The organism is Pseudomonas sp. GW823-FHT02F05, from assembly GCF_058797315.1.
The window spans coordinates 98675-115549 of sequence record NZ_JBXAJM010000006.1 but is presented as its reverse complement, the minus strand read 5'-3'; the positions used below and the strand labels follow the sequence as shown (position 1 = coordinate 115549).

Below are 16875 nucleotides of genomic sequence, written 5' to 3'. Positions count from 1 at the left end.
TGACTCCTTAGCCACATTTTCCGAAACGTGATGGTTTAGATTTTTCTGTTGCGACCCAGTTGGGGTTTTTGAATAGCTCACGTGTACCGGCAGGCGCTCGAAGGTTGGAGGTTTTTCCGCCGTCTACGCTCCTGCCGCCATTTCGCACAATTTCACTGGCTTCGACCTTGTAGATTTCCTGGGCGGTGGCCCCGTTCATACTGTGTAACTGTACCGAGCTGATTTTGTCAGCCGGCAGTTTTCCAGAAGCGACATGCTGACTCAGTCTTGAGCCGAAGGTTTGATCAGTAGTGGAACCTACGTAGAGTTTGCCATTTTTGTCAGTAAATCGATAAACACCGACTGATTTTGCATCCGAGCCAAGCGCCTCCAGGAGCGCTGGGTTCAGTCCAAGAGGATCGATCCAAGTCAGTGGGTTCGAGGCATAAGCGTAAAGATTCAAACCACCTGCCAGACCTATAGGGTCAGGTGTCGTAAAACGGCCAACGTCGGGGTCGTAATACCGCAAGGTATTGAAATGCAACCCGGTTTCTCGATCAAGATACTGACCCTGGAATCGCAGGTTTTGCTCCTCGATGAAGTACGCTTCTCGCACTTCTTCAAGGGGCGCGCCCCATGCTTCGTAGCGCGCTTGCCAAACTATGAGCCCATCAGTCTCAGTGAGGTACTCTGGCAGTCCGTTCAGGTCATTGTGGTAATACCGTACGCACTGGTGTTTCCCCGTACCGTCCACTCGAGCTAGCGGGTCATAGCTGTAATTGTCATATAGATAGAGGCTGGTCTGGCTATGCCGATGTTCCTGTAAAAGACGCAAGCCATCCCAGTCGAAGCGTGTTTCTCCCAGGCAGAGCCCATTGGCATCGTGTTCCGTTTTGCCAACACGCCGCCCCAGAGGGTCGTACACCATCCTCACAATCGTGTTCAGCGCGCCTTTCTGGCTATGCACTTTGATCAGGCGATGCTCGGCATTGTAAGTAAACCGTTGCAACCCGCGCGACGTGCTGCTTTTCTCGATCATCCGTCCAAGGGTGTCGTACTTGTAACGTTTGTCTTGATAGGTGAGCAGGCGGTTATGCCTTACCAGGCCGCCTTGGGTCGGGCCGTCGAGCAAATTGGCGGCAGCATCATAGGCGTAGGTTTCGCTGCGTCCTGCTTGGTGGTTGACGAGGATACGTCCCGTACTGTCGTAGCCCAGAAGCTCTTGACGGTCAGTACGACGACGCCCGATCAGGTTATCGCTTGGGTCGTAGCAGTATTCAGTCTCAACCAACGGTGGCAATTGCCACGGTTGGTCAATAATACGACGCTGTCGCGAGCGAACCCGTCCACTTCGATCATAGGCGGTACTCGTTTTGAGTTGGCCCTGAGTGCGTTGCACTTCGCGGTGCAAACGATCCCGCTCGAAGTCGCTAATGACCTTACCATCGAGATTCAACTGATGCAGGTGGCCACTGCCGTAGTACAAGCGATTGAGCCACCGACCATCGGGCAAGCCGGTTTGAATCAGGTTTCCCAGTTCGTCGTAACGATGCTGCACAGAACCGGCCGAGCTTTGTTCCTCTAGGAGCTGCCCCATGGCGTCATAGCTGAAACCGAGTGATTGCTCACTCCCATCAGGCGCTGTGAAAGTGACACCGATCAGTTGGTCGCTCAGGTCGTGGACGTAGCTGGTAGTACCGTCCGCAGTTATTTTGCTGACCAGGCGTCCAACCGGATCTCGCTGAAACTGGTGCGACAATGGGGCTACGGGTTCGCCTTCCGTCCCCGGCAGGTAATCCACGGCGACGACATCAGCCAGCGGATCATAGGTGTAGCGGCGCCGGCTCTGGTCAAGATCCTGCTGCTGTACCATGCGGTCCGCTGCGTCCCATTCAAAGTGATAGCTCTCTCCGTTCTCATTGGTCAGTTTGCGCAGTCGCCCATAGTCGTCATGGTCGAACATCACGCTGCGGTTATGCGCATCCCACCGTTGGTTGACCAAGCCGCGACTATTATAGGCATAGCGTGTGACGGCGCCGCCGGGATCGATGTGAGCAAGCAGATAACCAGTGGCGCTGCGCTGGAACTGTTCCACGCGACCATCCGGAAGCTGGCATTCCAGCAATAGCCCTCGAGGTCCGTACCGGTAGCGCACCGACTCGCCTTCCGCATTGGTCTGCACCACCAGATTGCCGAACGCATCGTATTGATAACGGGTGGGGTAACCCGAGCAATCTACCGCCTCGACCAACTGGTTCCATTCGTCCCAATGCAGTGTCTTGGTTTTTTCAGTGGCGTCGATGATTTGCACCGGCTGCCCGAACCCGTCATACACATAGCGCGTACGGTTTCCCAGTGGGTCGATTTCCTCGACGCAATTGCCACGCTGGTCGTACCGATAATGCCAACTGTTGCCTGCCGGATCGGTTTCCACTTGGGGCAATGCCCAGTGCGCCAGCCATTGCGTGCTACTGGTTCTGGACAGCGGATCGATGACGGCGCTCAGGTTGCCGGACGCGTCATAGTTGAAACGCCACTGGCCTTTTTGCGGATCAATCGCACCGAGCAACTGGCGATCATCGTTCCACTCAAACTGCCACGCATGACCCAGGTTATCGACGTAGCGAGTGATCTGGAACTGCGGGTTCCAATGCCGGGTGCTGACCCGCATCAGGCCGTCGGTCACGCGGGTAATGCCGGCGTCCAGGTCGTAATGGAAGCTGTATTCATCACGCGCATCTGTCCAGTGGCGGCTGACGCGCCATTCCGGGCCGCCTGGCCCAGGTACTTCAGCCCACTGGTAGAAGCAGCGCAGGCCACTCGGCAATTGGTGTTCGACCATTCGCCGGTCATTGTCGTAGGCAAAGCGTCGAAGGGTTGTACCTTGCTCGTCCAGCACTTCAGCCAGATCGCCCACGCTGTCGTAGCGATAACTGACGAGCACATCGCTGCGCGCATCGAAATGGTCCTGGCGCAGGTAGCGCCGCTCGATGTAGCTCACACGCCTAGGGTGTTCAGCCGAGTAGTTCAGTTCTACATGCATCAAATCGTGGGTGTCGCGCAGGCGATACAGTCGGCCCTGACTGTCGTAGTCGAGGAAAATCCGCCCCTCATTGCGATCACCCAGCAGATGCAAGCGCATCCGCGAGTTATTCAGCGGGTCGGGCTCGAACAGGCGATACAGGCCGTCGATGCTCTCGATCAATACCGCGCCGTCGCCACTGCGCCTGACTGCAAGGCCTTGGCCCGGATCGAACGCTCCGCCGGACAACGGGATGTAACCGATCTCCAGGCGGCGTCCTTGCTCGTCGATGTAGATTAGGTTTTCGTCCGCTTCTATCTCGATCGACACCTCATACGCGACGCTCCAGCCAGCGCCAAATAGGCCGTCCCGGCGTGTGTCGAGGCTGCTGTAAAAGCGCTGCCAATCTATCGGGAGCAATCCCTGCAATGTGAAGTCCAGTTCCTCATCCCCGCCCAGGATCTTGGCGCCCGTCGCGCTGTGCACTGGATTGGGCGAGCCATTCATGGCGCTCTTGAGCGCGGAGGTGACCTTGCTGGTTGCGTAAGAGACGGCGCCCCCCACCAGCAAACCACCGACCAGACACGGCAGCTTGGTCCAGAAACACTTCACATTGCCCCGTAACGCCATCACCACGGCAATGGCAAGCCCCACCCCCGGCGTTTTCCCGCTACGAATCTCCTGTACCACAATGGTCTCGCCACCAATGCGCACGTCCGGCGAAATCAAGCCCTTGGCCGTGCCAATCTTGGCGTCACAGGTACTGCGATCCCCGCTGCGTGCCGCAGGCTGCCCATTGATGAACACTGAGCTGGAACCCTCGGCAATGAATTGCAGGGGCATGGGCGGGTGCTTGTTGCACGCCACGGTATCCAGCGGGCAAGGCTCGGTGCCGGGGGTAGGCGAGGCGACGGTCGGGCGCCACATCTGCGAGAAAAACTCCCCGGCCATATCCAGGAAGCTTGGTGCCGGCGGCTCGCTGGGCGCGACCGGTACAGCGGTCATCTTACCGGCTGCGCGGGCGGCCTTTTTGCCATTGATAAACACATTGTGCGAGCCGCTGGTGATGAACGCATCGATTACTGGCGGGAACACCCAGTTGGCGGCGGACTCGCACCAACTGGATATTTTCAAGTCAGCCCCCGTGAGCCCAGCGGTGATGCCGACGACCGCGCCCACCACCAACACCAGGGCCACACCGCCGGTGGCGATGGTCGCACCGGTCGCGAGGAACACTGCCCCGGCAACGGCCAGGCAGCCCACGGTAGTGATCGCCGCATAGGCGGCCACTTCCAGCACACCGCCGAGAATGTCGGCCATCACCGAGGTGTGCAGCAGTGCGTCGCCTTCGCGGGCGGCCCAAAGGTCCTCACTCATTGCTCAGGCTCGACTCAAGGCGTGGCAAGGAAGTTGAGTGTGCTTTTCAGCGTTGCCCAGTGCGCCGCCTCGGCCGGGCCCAGGGGCTGGGCCTTGACGTAACTGAGGGCGATCAAGCGACGTGTGCCCGGTATCTGCATGGCCAGCTGATATTGGTAAATGTTGTCGCTGCCTTTGCTGAAGTGGTTCTGCACTTCAAACGCGTCGATGTCCTGCGCTGGACCGACCTTGACCGCTTGCGCCGGGGAATAGCGAAGGTCCTGGACCTGCTGTTCGAGTTTTTTCAACTGGCCTTCGAAATTGCTTTGCAGGCTCTCGCCATCGGCCAAGGGGCTGCGGCTCACCACCAGGGTAGTGCTCAGCTTGGCGAACTTGAGGATATTGATCGAGGTGTCCTGTACCTCGGCATCGGGCAGGGTGAATTGGGCTTCGTTGATCAGGTAGTTCATGGTGGCGAAATCTCGTTATTGACCAGCACCGGGCTTACCGGGGAATTTTGACTCGACGGCGGACTTGATCGTGCTTTGCACGCCTTGGGCACCGGGCGATGTGCCCTTGTCACTGCCCAGGTTGATGTCCAATTTGCCCTTTGTCTGGATCTTGCTGCTGCCGCTGGAAAACAGGTTGAACGAGCCGCAGGTCAGGTTGATGTCCCCGCCTGCCTTGAGCTCGATCACGCTGTCGCCGCACACCAGGCGAAGACTCTCGCCGGCCTCGATGGTGTAGTGCGTGGCGGCGCTGTCGGACTTGGCACCGCCCACGATCACCGTGTCGTTGTTGCGCACAACCCGCAGGCGATTGCTGCCGATGGTCACCGTCTCGTTATGCCCAATGCTCTTATTCCGGTCATGCCCCACCGAGTGGCTTTCATCCACCTCCACCACGATGTCCTGGTTACGCTCGGCATGGATATACAACTGCTCCAACCCCTTCTTGTCCTCCATGCGGATTTCATTGAAGTTGGCCGGCGTTCCGCCCTTGCTGGAGCGGCTTTTCATGCCGCTTTGGGTGGCGTTCTCCGGCAAGTCGTAGGGCACCGTCTGCTCAGCGTTGTACACCCGCCCGGTGATGATCGGTCGGTCGGGGTCGCCTTCGAGGAAGCTGACGATCACCTCTTGGCCGATGCGTGGAATCTGCATCGAGCCCCAGTTCTTGCCGGCCCAGGATTGCGACACACGAATCCAGCACGAGCTGTTCTCGTTGGATTGGTCGTGGCGGTCCCAGTAGAAATGCACCTTCACGCGGCCGTACTGGTCGGTCCAGATTTCCTCGCCCTTGGGGCCTACCACCAGCGCGGTCTGCGGGCCTTTGACGATAGGACGGTGGGTGTTGGCCAGCGGGCGGAAACTCTGTTGGGCGTCGATGCAGGTCAGGCTGCTTTCGAACTGCGCGGAGCCTGAACCGCCACCGCTTTCCAGGCTTTCTTGCACGACGAAGTAACGGCAACCGACGATCAGGTACTCGCGGTTCTGGTCCTGGCGGCTGAAGCCGGTGAGGCTGAACAGATGGCCCGAGCCCAGGCCGCGCGCATTGCCGCTGAACTCGATCTGTTCATGCAGGGTTTGCAGGGCCTCGATGCGGGTGCGCGCATAGTGTTCGCCGTCGGCGCTTTGCACGTAGGTGCCGGGGTAGTCGTACAGTGGGTAGTCGCCGGCGGTGTGCGGGCGCGGCATGGCCGAGCGCACGTCGATGCTCGCGCTGGGGCGCTGGAAGTCGTAGTCGTTGAGCTCCAGCGAGCCCGGCTGCACCTCCTGCGCCAAGTGCCAATTGTGCATATGGTCGCGTTCGCGCTGCTGCTCGTCCTTGGGGTAGTAGGGGATCGACGCGTAGCCGGGCACGCTGGTGTGGGCGCCATAGGCGTCGGCCAGCACCAGCACATGGCGGTCCTGTTCATGGCGGAAGAAGTAGTAGATGCCTTCCTGTTCCATCAGCCGGCTGACGAAATCGAAGCTGGTCTCGCGGTACTGCACGCAGTACTCCCACTCGCGATACGGCCGGCTCAGGGCGTCTTCGAAGTCGGAAAAACCCAGGTCGCGGAACACCTGCTTGATGATCTGCGGGATGCTCAGGTTCTGGAAAATCCGGCAGTCGGAGGTACGGCTGAGCAACCACAGCCATGGGCGCAGGGTAGCCTGATAACTGGCGAACTGGCCCTGGTCGATGTTCTGGCTGTAACGGGCGACGATGCCGTGAAAGTACCGCTCGCCACCGTCCGCCAGTTGCAGGCCGACGCTCATCGGTTTGCCCAGCAACTGGTTCAGGTCGATGTTGGCGTCCAGGGACGTCAGTTGCAGCTCATAGTTGAACAGCCGGCCCAGCTCTTCACCGCCGCCCATTTCGTTGAGCAGCAGCACATCCGGCCCCAGGGGGCTGGTGATCTTGGCCAGGCGTGAGGCTTGGTTGAATAGCATCGGTAGTCCCGTAAATACCGTCATCACTGACCGTATTCCAACAATAGTTATTCGGTGTCGCTGAAGTCGTAGTGCAATTCATTATCCCGACTGCTGATCCGCACCCCCGCCAGTGCCTTGCCTTCCAACATGCGCGTGAGGAATTCGCGGCTCATGTCCGGCAGCAGGCTGTTGGTGAGGATGGTATCGATCATGCGCCCGCCACTTTCGGTTTCGGTGCAGCGCGAGACGATCAGGTCGACCACTGCGTCGTCATACTCGAACGCGACTTTATGGGTGTTCTCCACACGCTTCTTGATGCGGTTCAGTTGCAGGCGTGTGATCGCCTTGAGCATCTCGTCGCTCAGCGGGTAGTACGGGATGGTCACCAGGCGACCGAGCAAGGCCGGTGGGAAAATCTCCAGCAACGGCTGGCGCAGGGCCTTGGCGATTTCCTCGGGCTCGGGGGTGTTCGCCGGGTCCTTGCAGACGTGGGAAATCAGTTCGGTACCGGCATTGGTGGTCAGCAGGATCAGGGTGTTCTTGAAGTCGATCACCCGGCCTTCGCCGTCTTCCATCACGCCCTTGTCGAACACCTGGAAGAAAATCTCGTGCACGTCCGGGTGAGCTTTCTCCACCTCATCGAGCAGCACCACGCTGTAGGGTTTGCGCCGTACCGCTTCGGTCAGCACACCGCCTTCGCCGTAGCCGATATAGCCCGGTGGCGCGCCCTTGAGTGTGGACACGGTGTGGGCTTCCTGGAACTCGCTCATGTTGATGGTGATGACGTTCTGCTCGCCGCCGTACATGGCTTCGGCCAGGGCCAGGGCAGTTTCGGTCTTGCCCACACCCGAGGTACCGGCCAGCATGAACACGCCAATCGGCTTGCTCGGGTTGTCGAGACCGGCGCGGGAGGTCTGGATGCGCTTGGCGATCATTTGCAGGGCATGGTCCTGGCCGATGATGCGTTTCTTCAGGTGCTGGTCGAGGTTGAGCACGGTTTCCAGTTCGTTGCGGGCCATGCGGCCCACCGGGATGCCGGTCCAGTCGGCGACCACCGAGGCCACGGCCTGGTAATCCACGGTCGGCAGGATCAACGGGGTCTCGCCTTGCAGGGCGGTGAGGCGCTGTTGCAGATCGACCAGTTTTGCACGCAGTTCATCGTTGCCGCTGTCCACAACCCCGGCCTTCTCGCGCAGGGTTGCGCGGGTGGCGAGCAGCTCATCCACCAGGGTTTTCTCTTCGGCCCAACGGCTTTCCAGCGTGGTCAGACGCTCACGTTCGGCGGTCAGCAGCGCTTCGCTATGGGTTTGACGCGCTCCAATGGCAATGCCGATCGCATGCTCACGGGCGATGATTTGCAGCTCGGTTTCCAGGGCTTCGATACGGCGACGGCTGTCGTCCACTTCCGCGGGGACCGCGTGCAGGCTGATGGCGACGCGGGCGCAGGCGGTGTCCAGCAGGCTCACGGACTTGTCCGGCAACTGGCGCGCCGGAATGTAGCGGTGGGAGAGCTTCACCGAGGCTTCCAGAGCTTCGTCGAGGATCTGCACCTGGTGGTGTTTTTCCATTGTGGAAGCCACGCCGCGCATCATCAGCAGGGCCTTGTCTTCCGACGGCTCGGCAACCTGTACCACCTGGAAACGGCGGGTCAGGGCCGGGTCTTTCTCTATGTGCTTTTTGTACTCGGCCCAGGTGGTGGCAGCCACGGTACGCAAGGTGCCACGGGCCAGGGCAGGCTTGAGCAGGTTGGCCGCGTCACCGGTGCCGGCGGCGCCACCGGCACCTACCAGGGTATGGGCTTCGTCGATAAACAGGATGATCGGCTTGGGTGAAGCCTGCACGTCTTCGATGACCTGGCGCAGGCGCTGTTCGAACTCGCCTTTCATGCTGGCGCCGGCTTGCAACAGGCCCACGTCGAGGCTGCGCAGTTCCACGTCCTTGAGCGCAGGCGGTACGTCACCGGCGACGATACGCAGGGCGAAACCTTCGACCACGGCGGTCTTGCCCACCCCGGCCTCACCAGTGAGGATCGGGTTGTTCTGGCGCCGACGCATGAGGATATCCACCAGTTGGCGAATCTCCTCGTCACGGCCCACGATTGGGTCGAGCTTGCCGCTGCGGGCCTGTTCGGTCAGGTCCACAGTGAAGCGCTTGAGCGCTTCCTGCTTGCCCATCGCGCTGGGCGCCATGGCACCGCTGGCCTCGCCAGGGACGCCGGCATTGAAGCCATCGCTGGCGCTCAAGGCATTTTCCGGCGAGTCACCGACGTATTCATCAAAGCGCTCGCTCAGGGCCTCGGCCTTGATCTTGTCGAACTCGCCGGACAAACCCAGCAGCGCATGGCGCAGGCTCGGTGTCTTCAAGATGCCCAGCACCAGATAACCGGTGCGCACCTGGCTTTCGCCGAACATCAGGCTGCCATACACCCAGCCGCGTTCTACGGCTTCTTCCACGTGGGACGACAGGTCGGTGATCGACGTCGAGCCACGCGGCAGGCGATCCAGGGCTTCGGTGAGGTCACGGGCCAGGCGCGCCGGCTCCACGTTGAACTGGCGGATGATGCGGTGCAGGTCCGAGTCCTGCAGTTGCAGCAACTGGTGAAACCAGTGGGCCAGTTCCACATACGGATTGCCCCGCAACTTGCAGAACACGGTGGCGGCTTCGATGGCTTTGTAGGCCACGCTGTTGAGTTTGCCGAACAGTGCGGCGCGACTGATTTCACCCATGCTCTGGATTCCTTGAGGTGGTGGCGTGGTCGGCGTAATGCCGGGCCAGGATTAGGTCGTTGGCGTCATGCGCAGGTTGGCCGAGCCAGGTGTTGAAGCCCAGGCGGAACTGGCCGTTGAGTTGCAGCGCCGGAACTTCGGGTTGTTGCAAAACCAGGTTCAAGTCCCAGTCCATTTCATGGCCCAGGTACTCGGCCACCCACGCCACCAGCTCGTTGAACGGCTGTTGGCCGGGCAGCATGCCCATGTAGTCATCCAGCGTGAGCGGGCCCAGGCGGATGCGGAATTTGTGCTGGCGGTCCCACACGTGGCTACCCAGGCAGAAGTCCACGCCCAACTGGTTGGCGCTGACCCCCACGCGGCTGCGTTCGGGCAGTTCCAGCCATTGGCCGACGTATTCCTCGATCTCTACCGGCAGGCCGAAGTACTCGCTGAGGATCGCTTTCAAGCCATCCGGGTAACGGGTTTGCGCCGACAGATGGCCGCTGTAATGCAGCTTCGCGGTATCGGGGATCAGCCCTTGATTGAGCAGGCTCGGCATCCCGCGGCCACTCAGGGCGGCGAGGCGGGCGGACCAGTAGTCATCGTCCGGGCGGTCATGGCTGACCGTTGGCCGCGCCTCGGCCCAGGCCCGATAGAACAGGGTCAGCAAGCGATGGTGGAACACATCCAGGAACTGCTTGCTGGTGCTGTCGGCGTTGTTGCGTTGGCGCTCGCGCACGTACTCGGTGATGTGCAGCGGCAGCGGCCCGTTGGGGCCGCCGAGGCCGAAAAAGAACTGCTCCAACCGCGCCGGCTTGCCGTCGCCACCGGGGTCGACCGAGGCGAGGGTGGCGGGTGCGAAGGTGCAATCGGCCTGCTGCCCCAGGCGCAGCGGGTCATCGGCCAGGCGTAGGGAATGGCCCAGGCGTGGCAGCTCGGGCGTTTCGCACTCGATGCGCCGCAATGCCTGGAAGAAGTCATATTCCCAGGGCTCCTGGTGCATCGCGTCCAGGGTTCTCACAGGGTCGGACGCCGTCCGGGCTTGGCTTTCCATCGCATGATCTCGCCGCGTTCGGTGGTACGGATTACCGTCTCGGTAAAGCTGTTGATCGACACGTAGCGTGCCAGGAAGCGCTCCAGCACTGCACCGAGCAGGAACACGCCGGTGCCGCGAAACGCGTTTTCATCGAACTCCAAGGTGATTTCCAGGCCGCGGCCAAACACAATCGGGCCAGGCATCGGCAGGCGTCGAGTCACCGCCTTGCTGCTGACTTCGCGCAGGCCTTCGATCTGCAATTGCAGGGCGGCGTCATTGCTGTCGCCGTACAGGCGCAGCAGTTCGCGCAAGGCGCCGGCGCCCTGGCCCTCTTCGCTCAAGGACAGGTAGTTGAGCGACAACTGGCTGATCAGGCGCCAGGCCTTGGCGTCATGCGCATGGCTGGCACGCGGGCGGCTTGGCCCGGCGACGCACCGCACGGCCAGTACCGGTGCACTGTCGGCCAGGGTGAAGTCGGTCTTGCCGTTGCCCACGCTCATGAACAGCGGCAGGTCCCGGTTGGTGCACAGTGCCGTCACGCCCAACTGGCGCAGGTCATGGCGATACGGCGCCTGGCGGCTGTCCACCAGGCTGACGAAGGTTTCACTGCCCACATAAGTGGAGCGCGGGCCATTGCGGCGCTGATCGCTGGACAGCACACGCGGCTCGCGGCGCACGCTGTAATACGCTTGGTCGCGGCCATAGCGCGACGGATCGCGCACCGCATAGAACGGCAAGAACGGCTGCTCCGGTCCGGTGCCATGGCCAGTAATGCCGCTCAAGGAGTGAATCTCGAAATCCATCGGCCGCGTACGGTCGGCGATCACGTGGTGTTCATTGACCCGGTCGGACAAATGGATGCGGTCCACGCGCTTGGGGAACAGGTTGATGGCGGGCGTGCAGAACGGCAAGAACTGCGCCGCGCCGACACTGCCTTCCAGGCTCGGTTCGTGGCGGTCGAACAGCACGATCAGTTCCAGCTCCTGGCCGTCACACCGTTTGACCGCACGGCTCAACTCGGCGAACTCAACGAACAGGAAGCGATGGGGCAGGGCGAAGTACTCCTGCAACAGGCGATAGCCCTGGAACGCCCGCGCTACCACCGGCATGGCCGCATCGGCATCATCGAACCCCCGCGAGCGCAACGCGCCCTGGGGCAGGCGCTCGACCCAATCGCCACCGGGCTCGCGCGCAAACACCGCGCAGGCGTTGCCCAGTAGTTGTTCGTAAAGGCGAAACGGTTGTTCATCAGCGCCGCTCAGGTACAGCGGCAAGGTATCCAGGTCGAGGCTGTTGAACGGCAGCTCGGCACCGGTGCGCAGGGTCAGGCGCAGGCCGGCCTTGGCTTTCGGTTCGCTGGCGGCCAGGCGCCCGAGCACGGCGGCGGGGTTGCCGAAATATTCGGCGTTGCTGACCTGCAACGGCCACAGTGTCACCGGGTGCGCGGTGCGGTACTCGCAGCAGGTCTGGGTTTCACGGCCCAGGGCGGCACGCAGCACCGTGTCACGGGGTAGCGGGAAACCGCCGGCCAGGGAGCCTTCATCGGGGTCGGTCTGCAGTTGCACTACGGTCATCGACGGCGTCGGTGCCAGGTAGTGCGGGTAGGCGATTTCCAGCAAGTTGTGGGTGAAGGTTGGGTACTCGGCGTCGAGCTTGAGCTGCACGCGGGCCGTGAGATAGGCGAAGCCTTCAAGCAAACGTTCGACGTACGGGTCGGCGCAGTCCATACCGGACAGGGTCAGCCGACTGGCGATCTTCGGGTATTCCTTGGCGAACTCGGCGGCGCTTTCGCGCACGTGGTGCAGTTCCTGGTTGTACAGCTCCAGCAGGCGCGGGTTCATGGGCGTCTCCGCTGGTCGGCATTCAGCACGCGCACATGGCCGGACTCCAGGTCCACGTCGGTCTGCAACAGCAAACGCAACGGCACCGGCTGTGCCCACAGGTCGCCTTCAATCTCGAAACTCAGGGCGTTGTGATTCATCTCGCCATGGCCCATGCGCGCCTTGACTCGCAATGTGTGGCGCAAAATACGCGGCTCGAAAGTGGCGATGGCCTGGTAAATCAGGGCTTCCAGGGCTTTGATATCGACGCTCGAAGCGCTGTTGCCCGCCAGTGCCGGCAGGCCGTAATTGACCACCGAAGTGCCGGCCGGGGTGTGCAGCGTGGCATCGGTATCGAGTAACGAGGTGGTGTTAAGCAACCACGCCAGGTCACGCAGCACCGAGGCCTTCAATTGGGTCAGGGACAGCACGCGTTTGTCGGCGCTTTCCTTGGGGTTGGTCGGGTCGTCGTCGGTCAACCGGTCCAGCAGGGACGGTTGCAGACGGTCGCGGGAAGCGATTTCAGTTACCACCAAAGCAGCTCCACGGACGGGTTGCGAGAGGGACACAATGGCCGTGGCACCGGGCCACGGCCACAAGGGCTATCAGCGTTTGGTGTTGGAACGGATGTTCCAGCCAAACTTGATGGCGCCGCCGTCTTTGGTGCCGTCGGCTTTCTGCGGCTGGTAGTCGACCATCACTTGGGCAAAGTTCAGGGTGACGTTTTCGGTCAGGCGATCATCGCTGCCCGAACCGCCGGTGCTCAAGGAGGTGACCAGCACTTCTTCCAGGTTGATCACCATGTACTCGACCTGGCTCTCGCCACCGGCCTTGCGCACGGTCAGCTTGACCTTGTCGATGTGCTTGCCGCTGGCGCAGTGCATCATCAGGTTGGGCGAAGCCTTGTCGACGTACTTGGTCAGCGACAGGTCCTGGATATTCACCTTGCCCGCGCCACCGCCACCGCCGACGTGCATGTTGCCGGACTGGGACATGCCCCAGCTCCAGTTCAACACATCGATTTCGTCCTTGTGGGCCTTGTCCATGGACTCGCCCTTGATGTCGCCGATCTTGATGAAAATATCAACAGCCATGTTTTCTCCCTGTGTGGCCCATGCCACTTGATTGGGTGATCGTTCCCACGCTCTGCGTGGTAACGCATCCTGTGACGCTACGCGTCACCGGGACGCAGAGCGTCCCGGGCGGCATTCCCACGCGGAGCGTGGGAACGAGCTAGCTCAATCGTTACTTATGCGCTTTTTGCCGAAGGCAGTTTCGATACCAGGCGCAACGACACCGTCAGCCCTTCAAGCTGATAGTGCGGGCGCAGGTAGAACTTGGAGTTGTAATACCCCGGGTTGCCTTCGACTTCTTCCACGATCACTTCGGCCGCCGCCAACGGGTGCTGGGCCTTGGTGGTTTCGGTGGAGTGCGCCGGGTCGCCGTCGACGTAGTTGAGGATCCAGTCCTGCAACCAGCGCTGCATTTCGTCCTTCTCTTTGAAGGAACCGACCTTGTCGCGCACGATGCACTTCAAGTAGTGGGCGAAACGGCAGGTGGCGAACAGGTACGGCAGGCGTGCGGCCAGGTTGGCGTTGGCGGTAGCGTCCGGGTCGTCGTATTCGGCAGGTTTCTGCAGCGACTGGGCGCCGATGAACGCGGCGAAGTCGGTGTTTTTCTTGTGCAGCAGCGGCATGAAACCGTTCTTCGCCAGTTCCGCTTCACGGCGGTCACTGATGGCGATTTCGGTCGGGCACTTCATGTCCACGCCACCGTCATCGGTAGGGAACGTGTGGGCCGGCAGGTTTTCCACTTCACCACCAGACTCGATGCCGCGGATGCGCGAGCACCAGCCGTAGTGCTTGAACGAACGGTTGATGTTCACTGCCATGGCGTAGGCGGCGTTGGCCCAGGTGTACTTGGAGCTGTCGGCGCCGTCGGTGTTTTCTTCGAAAGCGAAGGCTTCCACCGGGTCGGTCTTGGCGCCGTACGGCAGGCGTGCCAGGAAGCGCGGCATGGTCAGGCCGATGTAGCGCGAGTCTTCCGATTCACGCAGCGAGCGCCAGCCGGCGTATTCCGGGGTGGTGAAGATCTTGGTCAGGTCGCGTGGGTTCGACAGTTCCTGCCACGAACCCATGCCCATCACGGTCGGCGAGGCCGCAGCGATGAAAGGCGAGTGCATGGCGGCGCAGACTTTCGACAGCTCGCCCAGCAGTTCCACGTCGGGCGGCGACTGGTCGAAGTAGTAGTCACCCACCAGGCAGCCGTAAGGTTCGCCACCGAACTGGCCGTATTCTTCTTCGTACATCTTCTTGAAGATCGGGCTCTGGTCCCACGCAGTGCCCTTGAATTTCTTCAGGGTCTTGTGCAGGTCTGGCTTGGAGATGTTGAGCACGCGAATCTTCAGTTGCTCATCGCTCTCGGTGTTATTGACCAGGTAATGCAGGCCACGCCAGGCGCTTTCCAGTTGTTGGAAATCCTGGTGGTGGATGATTTGGTTGACCTGGGCGGTGAGCTTGGCGTCGATGGCGGCGATGATCGATTCGATCGACTTGATCGCGTCGTTGGACACCAGGTCGGTTTGCGCCAGGGCCTGTTCAGCCAGGGTGCGCACCGCGGTTTCAACGGCTTCGCGGGCACGCTCGGTCTTGGGCTTGAATTCTTGCAGCAGCAGGTTCGCGAACTCGCTGGCTTCTTCGGTGGTACCCAGGATCTGGCTGCCTTCGCGGGCGGTATTGTCCGTCATGATTACTGCTCCCCTGCAGGCTTGGGCGCGCTGGCAAGTGCCTGAAGCAATGCCGGGTCCTTGATCGCCTTCATGATGATTTCTTCAGCGCCAGTCTTGCCGTCCATGTAGGTCAGCAGGTTGGCCAATTGGGTGCGGGCTTCGAGCAGCTGGTTCAGGGAGTCGACCTTGCGGGCCACGGCGGCCGGGCTGAAGTCGTCCATGCTTTCGAAGGTGATGTCCAGGCTCAGGTTGCCTTCGCCTGTCAGCTCATTGGGTACGTGGAACGCGACGCGTGGCTGCATGGCCTTGAGGCGTGAGTCGAAGTTGTCGACGTCCACCTCAAGGAACTTGCGGTCGGCCACGGGTGCCAGCGGCTCGGCAGGCTTGCCGGCGAGGTCGGCCATCACGCCCATCACGAAGGGCAGCTGGACCTTTTTCTCGGCGCCGTAAAGCTCGACGTCGTACTCGATCTGCACTCGAGGCGCACGGTTGCGCGCGATGAATTTCTGAGAACTTTGCTTCGCCACGTTGCTGCTCCTGGTCGCTTGAGCGACGGTGTTGTTACTGCACGGTCCGGCGGCTTACTCGCTGTCGGGGCCGCGCAGGTTTTCAAATTGGGACATGCCATCGGGAATCAGATTGCGAACGATGGCCGCAAAGTCGGCATGTACCAGATTCTTGGCTCGGTTCAACAGCACCGGCAGCGGGCTTGAAGGCTCGTGGCGGGTGTAGTACGCAAGGATTTTGTCGAGGCTGCGCAGCACATCGTCGCGGGTGGCGATGTCGCCCGTCGGGCGAGGGGCTGCGGGCGCGGCGGCGTCGACCGAGGGGGCATTGTCTTCACTGACGGCCTCGGGATCGCTGCTGCTGTCGGTGCCTGGCACCGCTTGATTGAGAAGTTGCAGGGCCTGTTTGAGCGGCTGCTTCAAGGCGCTGAGGTCCACGCCCTGGGCGGAACCGACTTGGTCATTGACCTGTTGCTCAATGGCCTCGCACGCCGTGCGCGCCGCGCTCAAGGCGTCGCGGGTGGCTTGCAGTTGTTCGGGGTCGCTGTCCAGGAACGCGGCGTTGAGTTGCTGGTTGCCCAACTGCTCATCGGCAAAACTCTGCAGGCCGCTGGCGTTGAGCGCGGCGCGCAGGCTCACGGGCCCGAAGGTGCGCGAGCGTGTCAGGATGCTTTCGCGCAGCAGCCGAATATTGGTTTCGCAGGTCAGGCCGGTAAGGGCGTTGATGCGCACGGTGGGGTCGTTGTCATCGTCGGCATCCAGGCGCGGGTGCAGATCGGCCCAGTATTGGCGCAGCAAGGCGTTGATCAGCGTGAGGACTTCGGCCAGCCCGGCCACACCCTGGAGGGCGAGGGTGCTTTGCAGCAGAAAGTGGGTGATGCGCAGGTCTTTGCTGCGCTGCAACAGGTCGAGGCTTTGCTGCTGGATGCTGCGCCACTCGGGCGGCTCAGCGGGCAGGATCGAGTCGCCCATGCTGCGTTCGGGTTGGCCCTTGGCATCACGTTCCAATTGCAGAAATTGCGCGTCATATTCCATGTCCTCGCCACAAGGCGACGTCGCGGAAACGGCGGTGAGCAGCAACGGCACATCCACTGAATTCGATCTCCTTATCGGCCCGCTGGATGGCGGGCAATTCATGCACTAGTTGCGTAATGAACTTTGCATGTTTTCTTGGTCATACACTCAGCGCGCCACTACTGTGCCATCACTGATGTTCAAGAAGTTGTGCATTTTTGGTGTAGTACTTATGGCTTGTCAAGGTAAGCTATTCGCCCTCTGTGACAGATGTGCGGTGTTTAACAACCTG

The 16875-nt window shown here is 61.2% G+C and carries 11 protein-coding genes; all 11 read right to left on the bottom strand.

Annotated elements, in window-relative coordinates; genetic code table 11:
- Window positions 1-7: 7 nt before the first annotated feature.
- Entirely contained in the window at window positions 8-4378 is a 4371-nt protein-coding gene (locus AC1RAC_RS09715) for an RHS repeat-associated core domain-containing protein (protein WP_082423351.1), read from the bottom strand.
- Window positions 4379-4392: 14 nt separating this feature from the next.
- Window positions 4393-4827, bottom strand: coding sequence for a DcrB-related protein (locus AC1RAC_RS09710; RefSeq protein ID WP_054896056.1), 435 nt, complete (start codon window positions 4825-4827; stop codon window positions 4393-4395).
- A 15-nt stretch (window positions 4828-4842) separates the two neighbouring features.
- Window positions 4843-6789: a type VI secretion system Vgr family protein gene (locus AC1RAC_RS09705; RefSeq protein ID WP_492616525.1), complete on the bottom strand. Its 1947-nt coding sequence runs from the start codon at window positions 6787-6789 to the stop codon at window positions 4843-4845.
- A gap of 47 nt (window positions 6790-6836) precedes the next feature.
- The gene (gene tssH, locus AC1RAC_RS09700; RefSeq protein WP_072445651.1) at window positions 6837-9497 is read right to left on the bottom strand and encodes a type VI secretion system ATPase TssH; all 2661 of its coding nucleotides are present in this window, start codon (window positions 9495-9497) and stop codon (window positions 6837-6839) included.
- On the bottom strand, window positions 9490-10533 hold the full coding sequence (gene tssG, locus AC1RAC_RS09695; protein ID WP_054919762.1) for a type VI secretion system baseplate subunit TssG: 1044 nt from the start codon (window positions 10531-10533) through the stop codon (window positions 9490-9492). Before tssG ends, tssH begins: the two co-directional genes overlap by 8 nt.
- Window positions 10497-12356 carry a type VI secretion system baseplate subunit TssF gene (gene tssF / locus AC1RAC_RS09690; RefSeq protein WP_072445649.1) on the bottom strand — a complete coding sequence of 620 codons (1860 nt, stop codon included), beginning with the start codon at window positions 12354-12356 and terminating at the stop codon, window positions 10497-10499. Before tssF ends, tssG begins: the two co-directional genes overlap by 37 nt.
- Entirely contained in the window at window positions 12353-12868 is a 516-nt protein-coding gene (gene tssE, locus AC1RAC_RS09685) for a type VI secretion system baseplate subunit TssE (RefSeq protein ID WP_003195563.1), read from the bottom strand. Before tssE ends, tssF begins: the two co-directional genes overlap by 4 nt.
- A gap of 72 nt (window positions 12869-12940) precedes the next feature.
- The gene (locus tag AC1RAC_RS09680) at window positions 12941-13429 is read right to left on the bottom strand and encodes an Hcp family type VI secretion system effector (protein ID WP_003195562.1); all 489 of its coding nucleotides are present in this window, start codon (window positions 13427-13429) and stop codon (window positions 12941-12943) included.
- A 155-nt stretch (window positions 13430-13584) separates the two neighbouring features.
- Window positions 13585-15081, bottom strand: a complete 1497-nt coding sequence (gene tssC, locus AC1RAC_RS09675; RefSeq protein WP_003195559.1) for a type VI secretion system contractile sheath large subunit — start codon at window positions 15079-15081, stop codon at window positions 13585-13587.
- A gap of 2 nt (window positions 15082-15083) precedes the next feature.
- Window positions 15084-15590 carry a type VI secretion system contractile sheath small subunit gene (gene tssB, locus AC1RAC_RS09670; RefSeq protein ID WP_003195557.1) on the bottom strand — a complete coding sequence of 169 codons (507 nt, stop codon included), beginning with the start codon at window positions 15588-15590 and terminating at the stop codon, window positions 15084-15086.
- Window positions 15591-15644: 54 nt separating this feature from the next.
- Complete coding sequence (gene tssA, locus AC1RAC_RS09665) at window positions 15645-16661, bottom strand: type VI secretion system protein TssA (protein ID WP_034129111.1); 1017 nt, start codon at window positions 16659-16661, stop codon at window positions 15645-15647.
- Window positions 16662-16875: the final 214 nt, after the last annotated feature.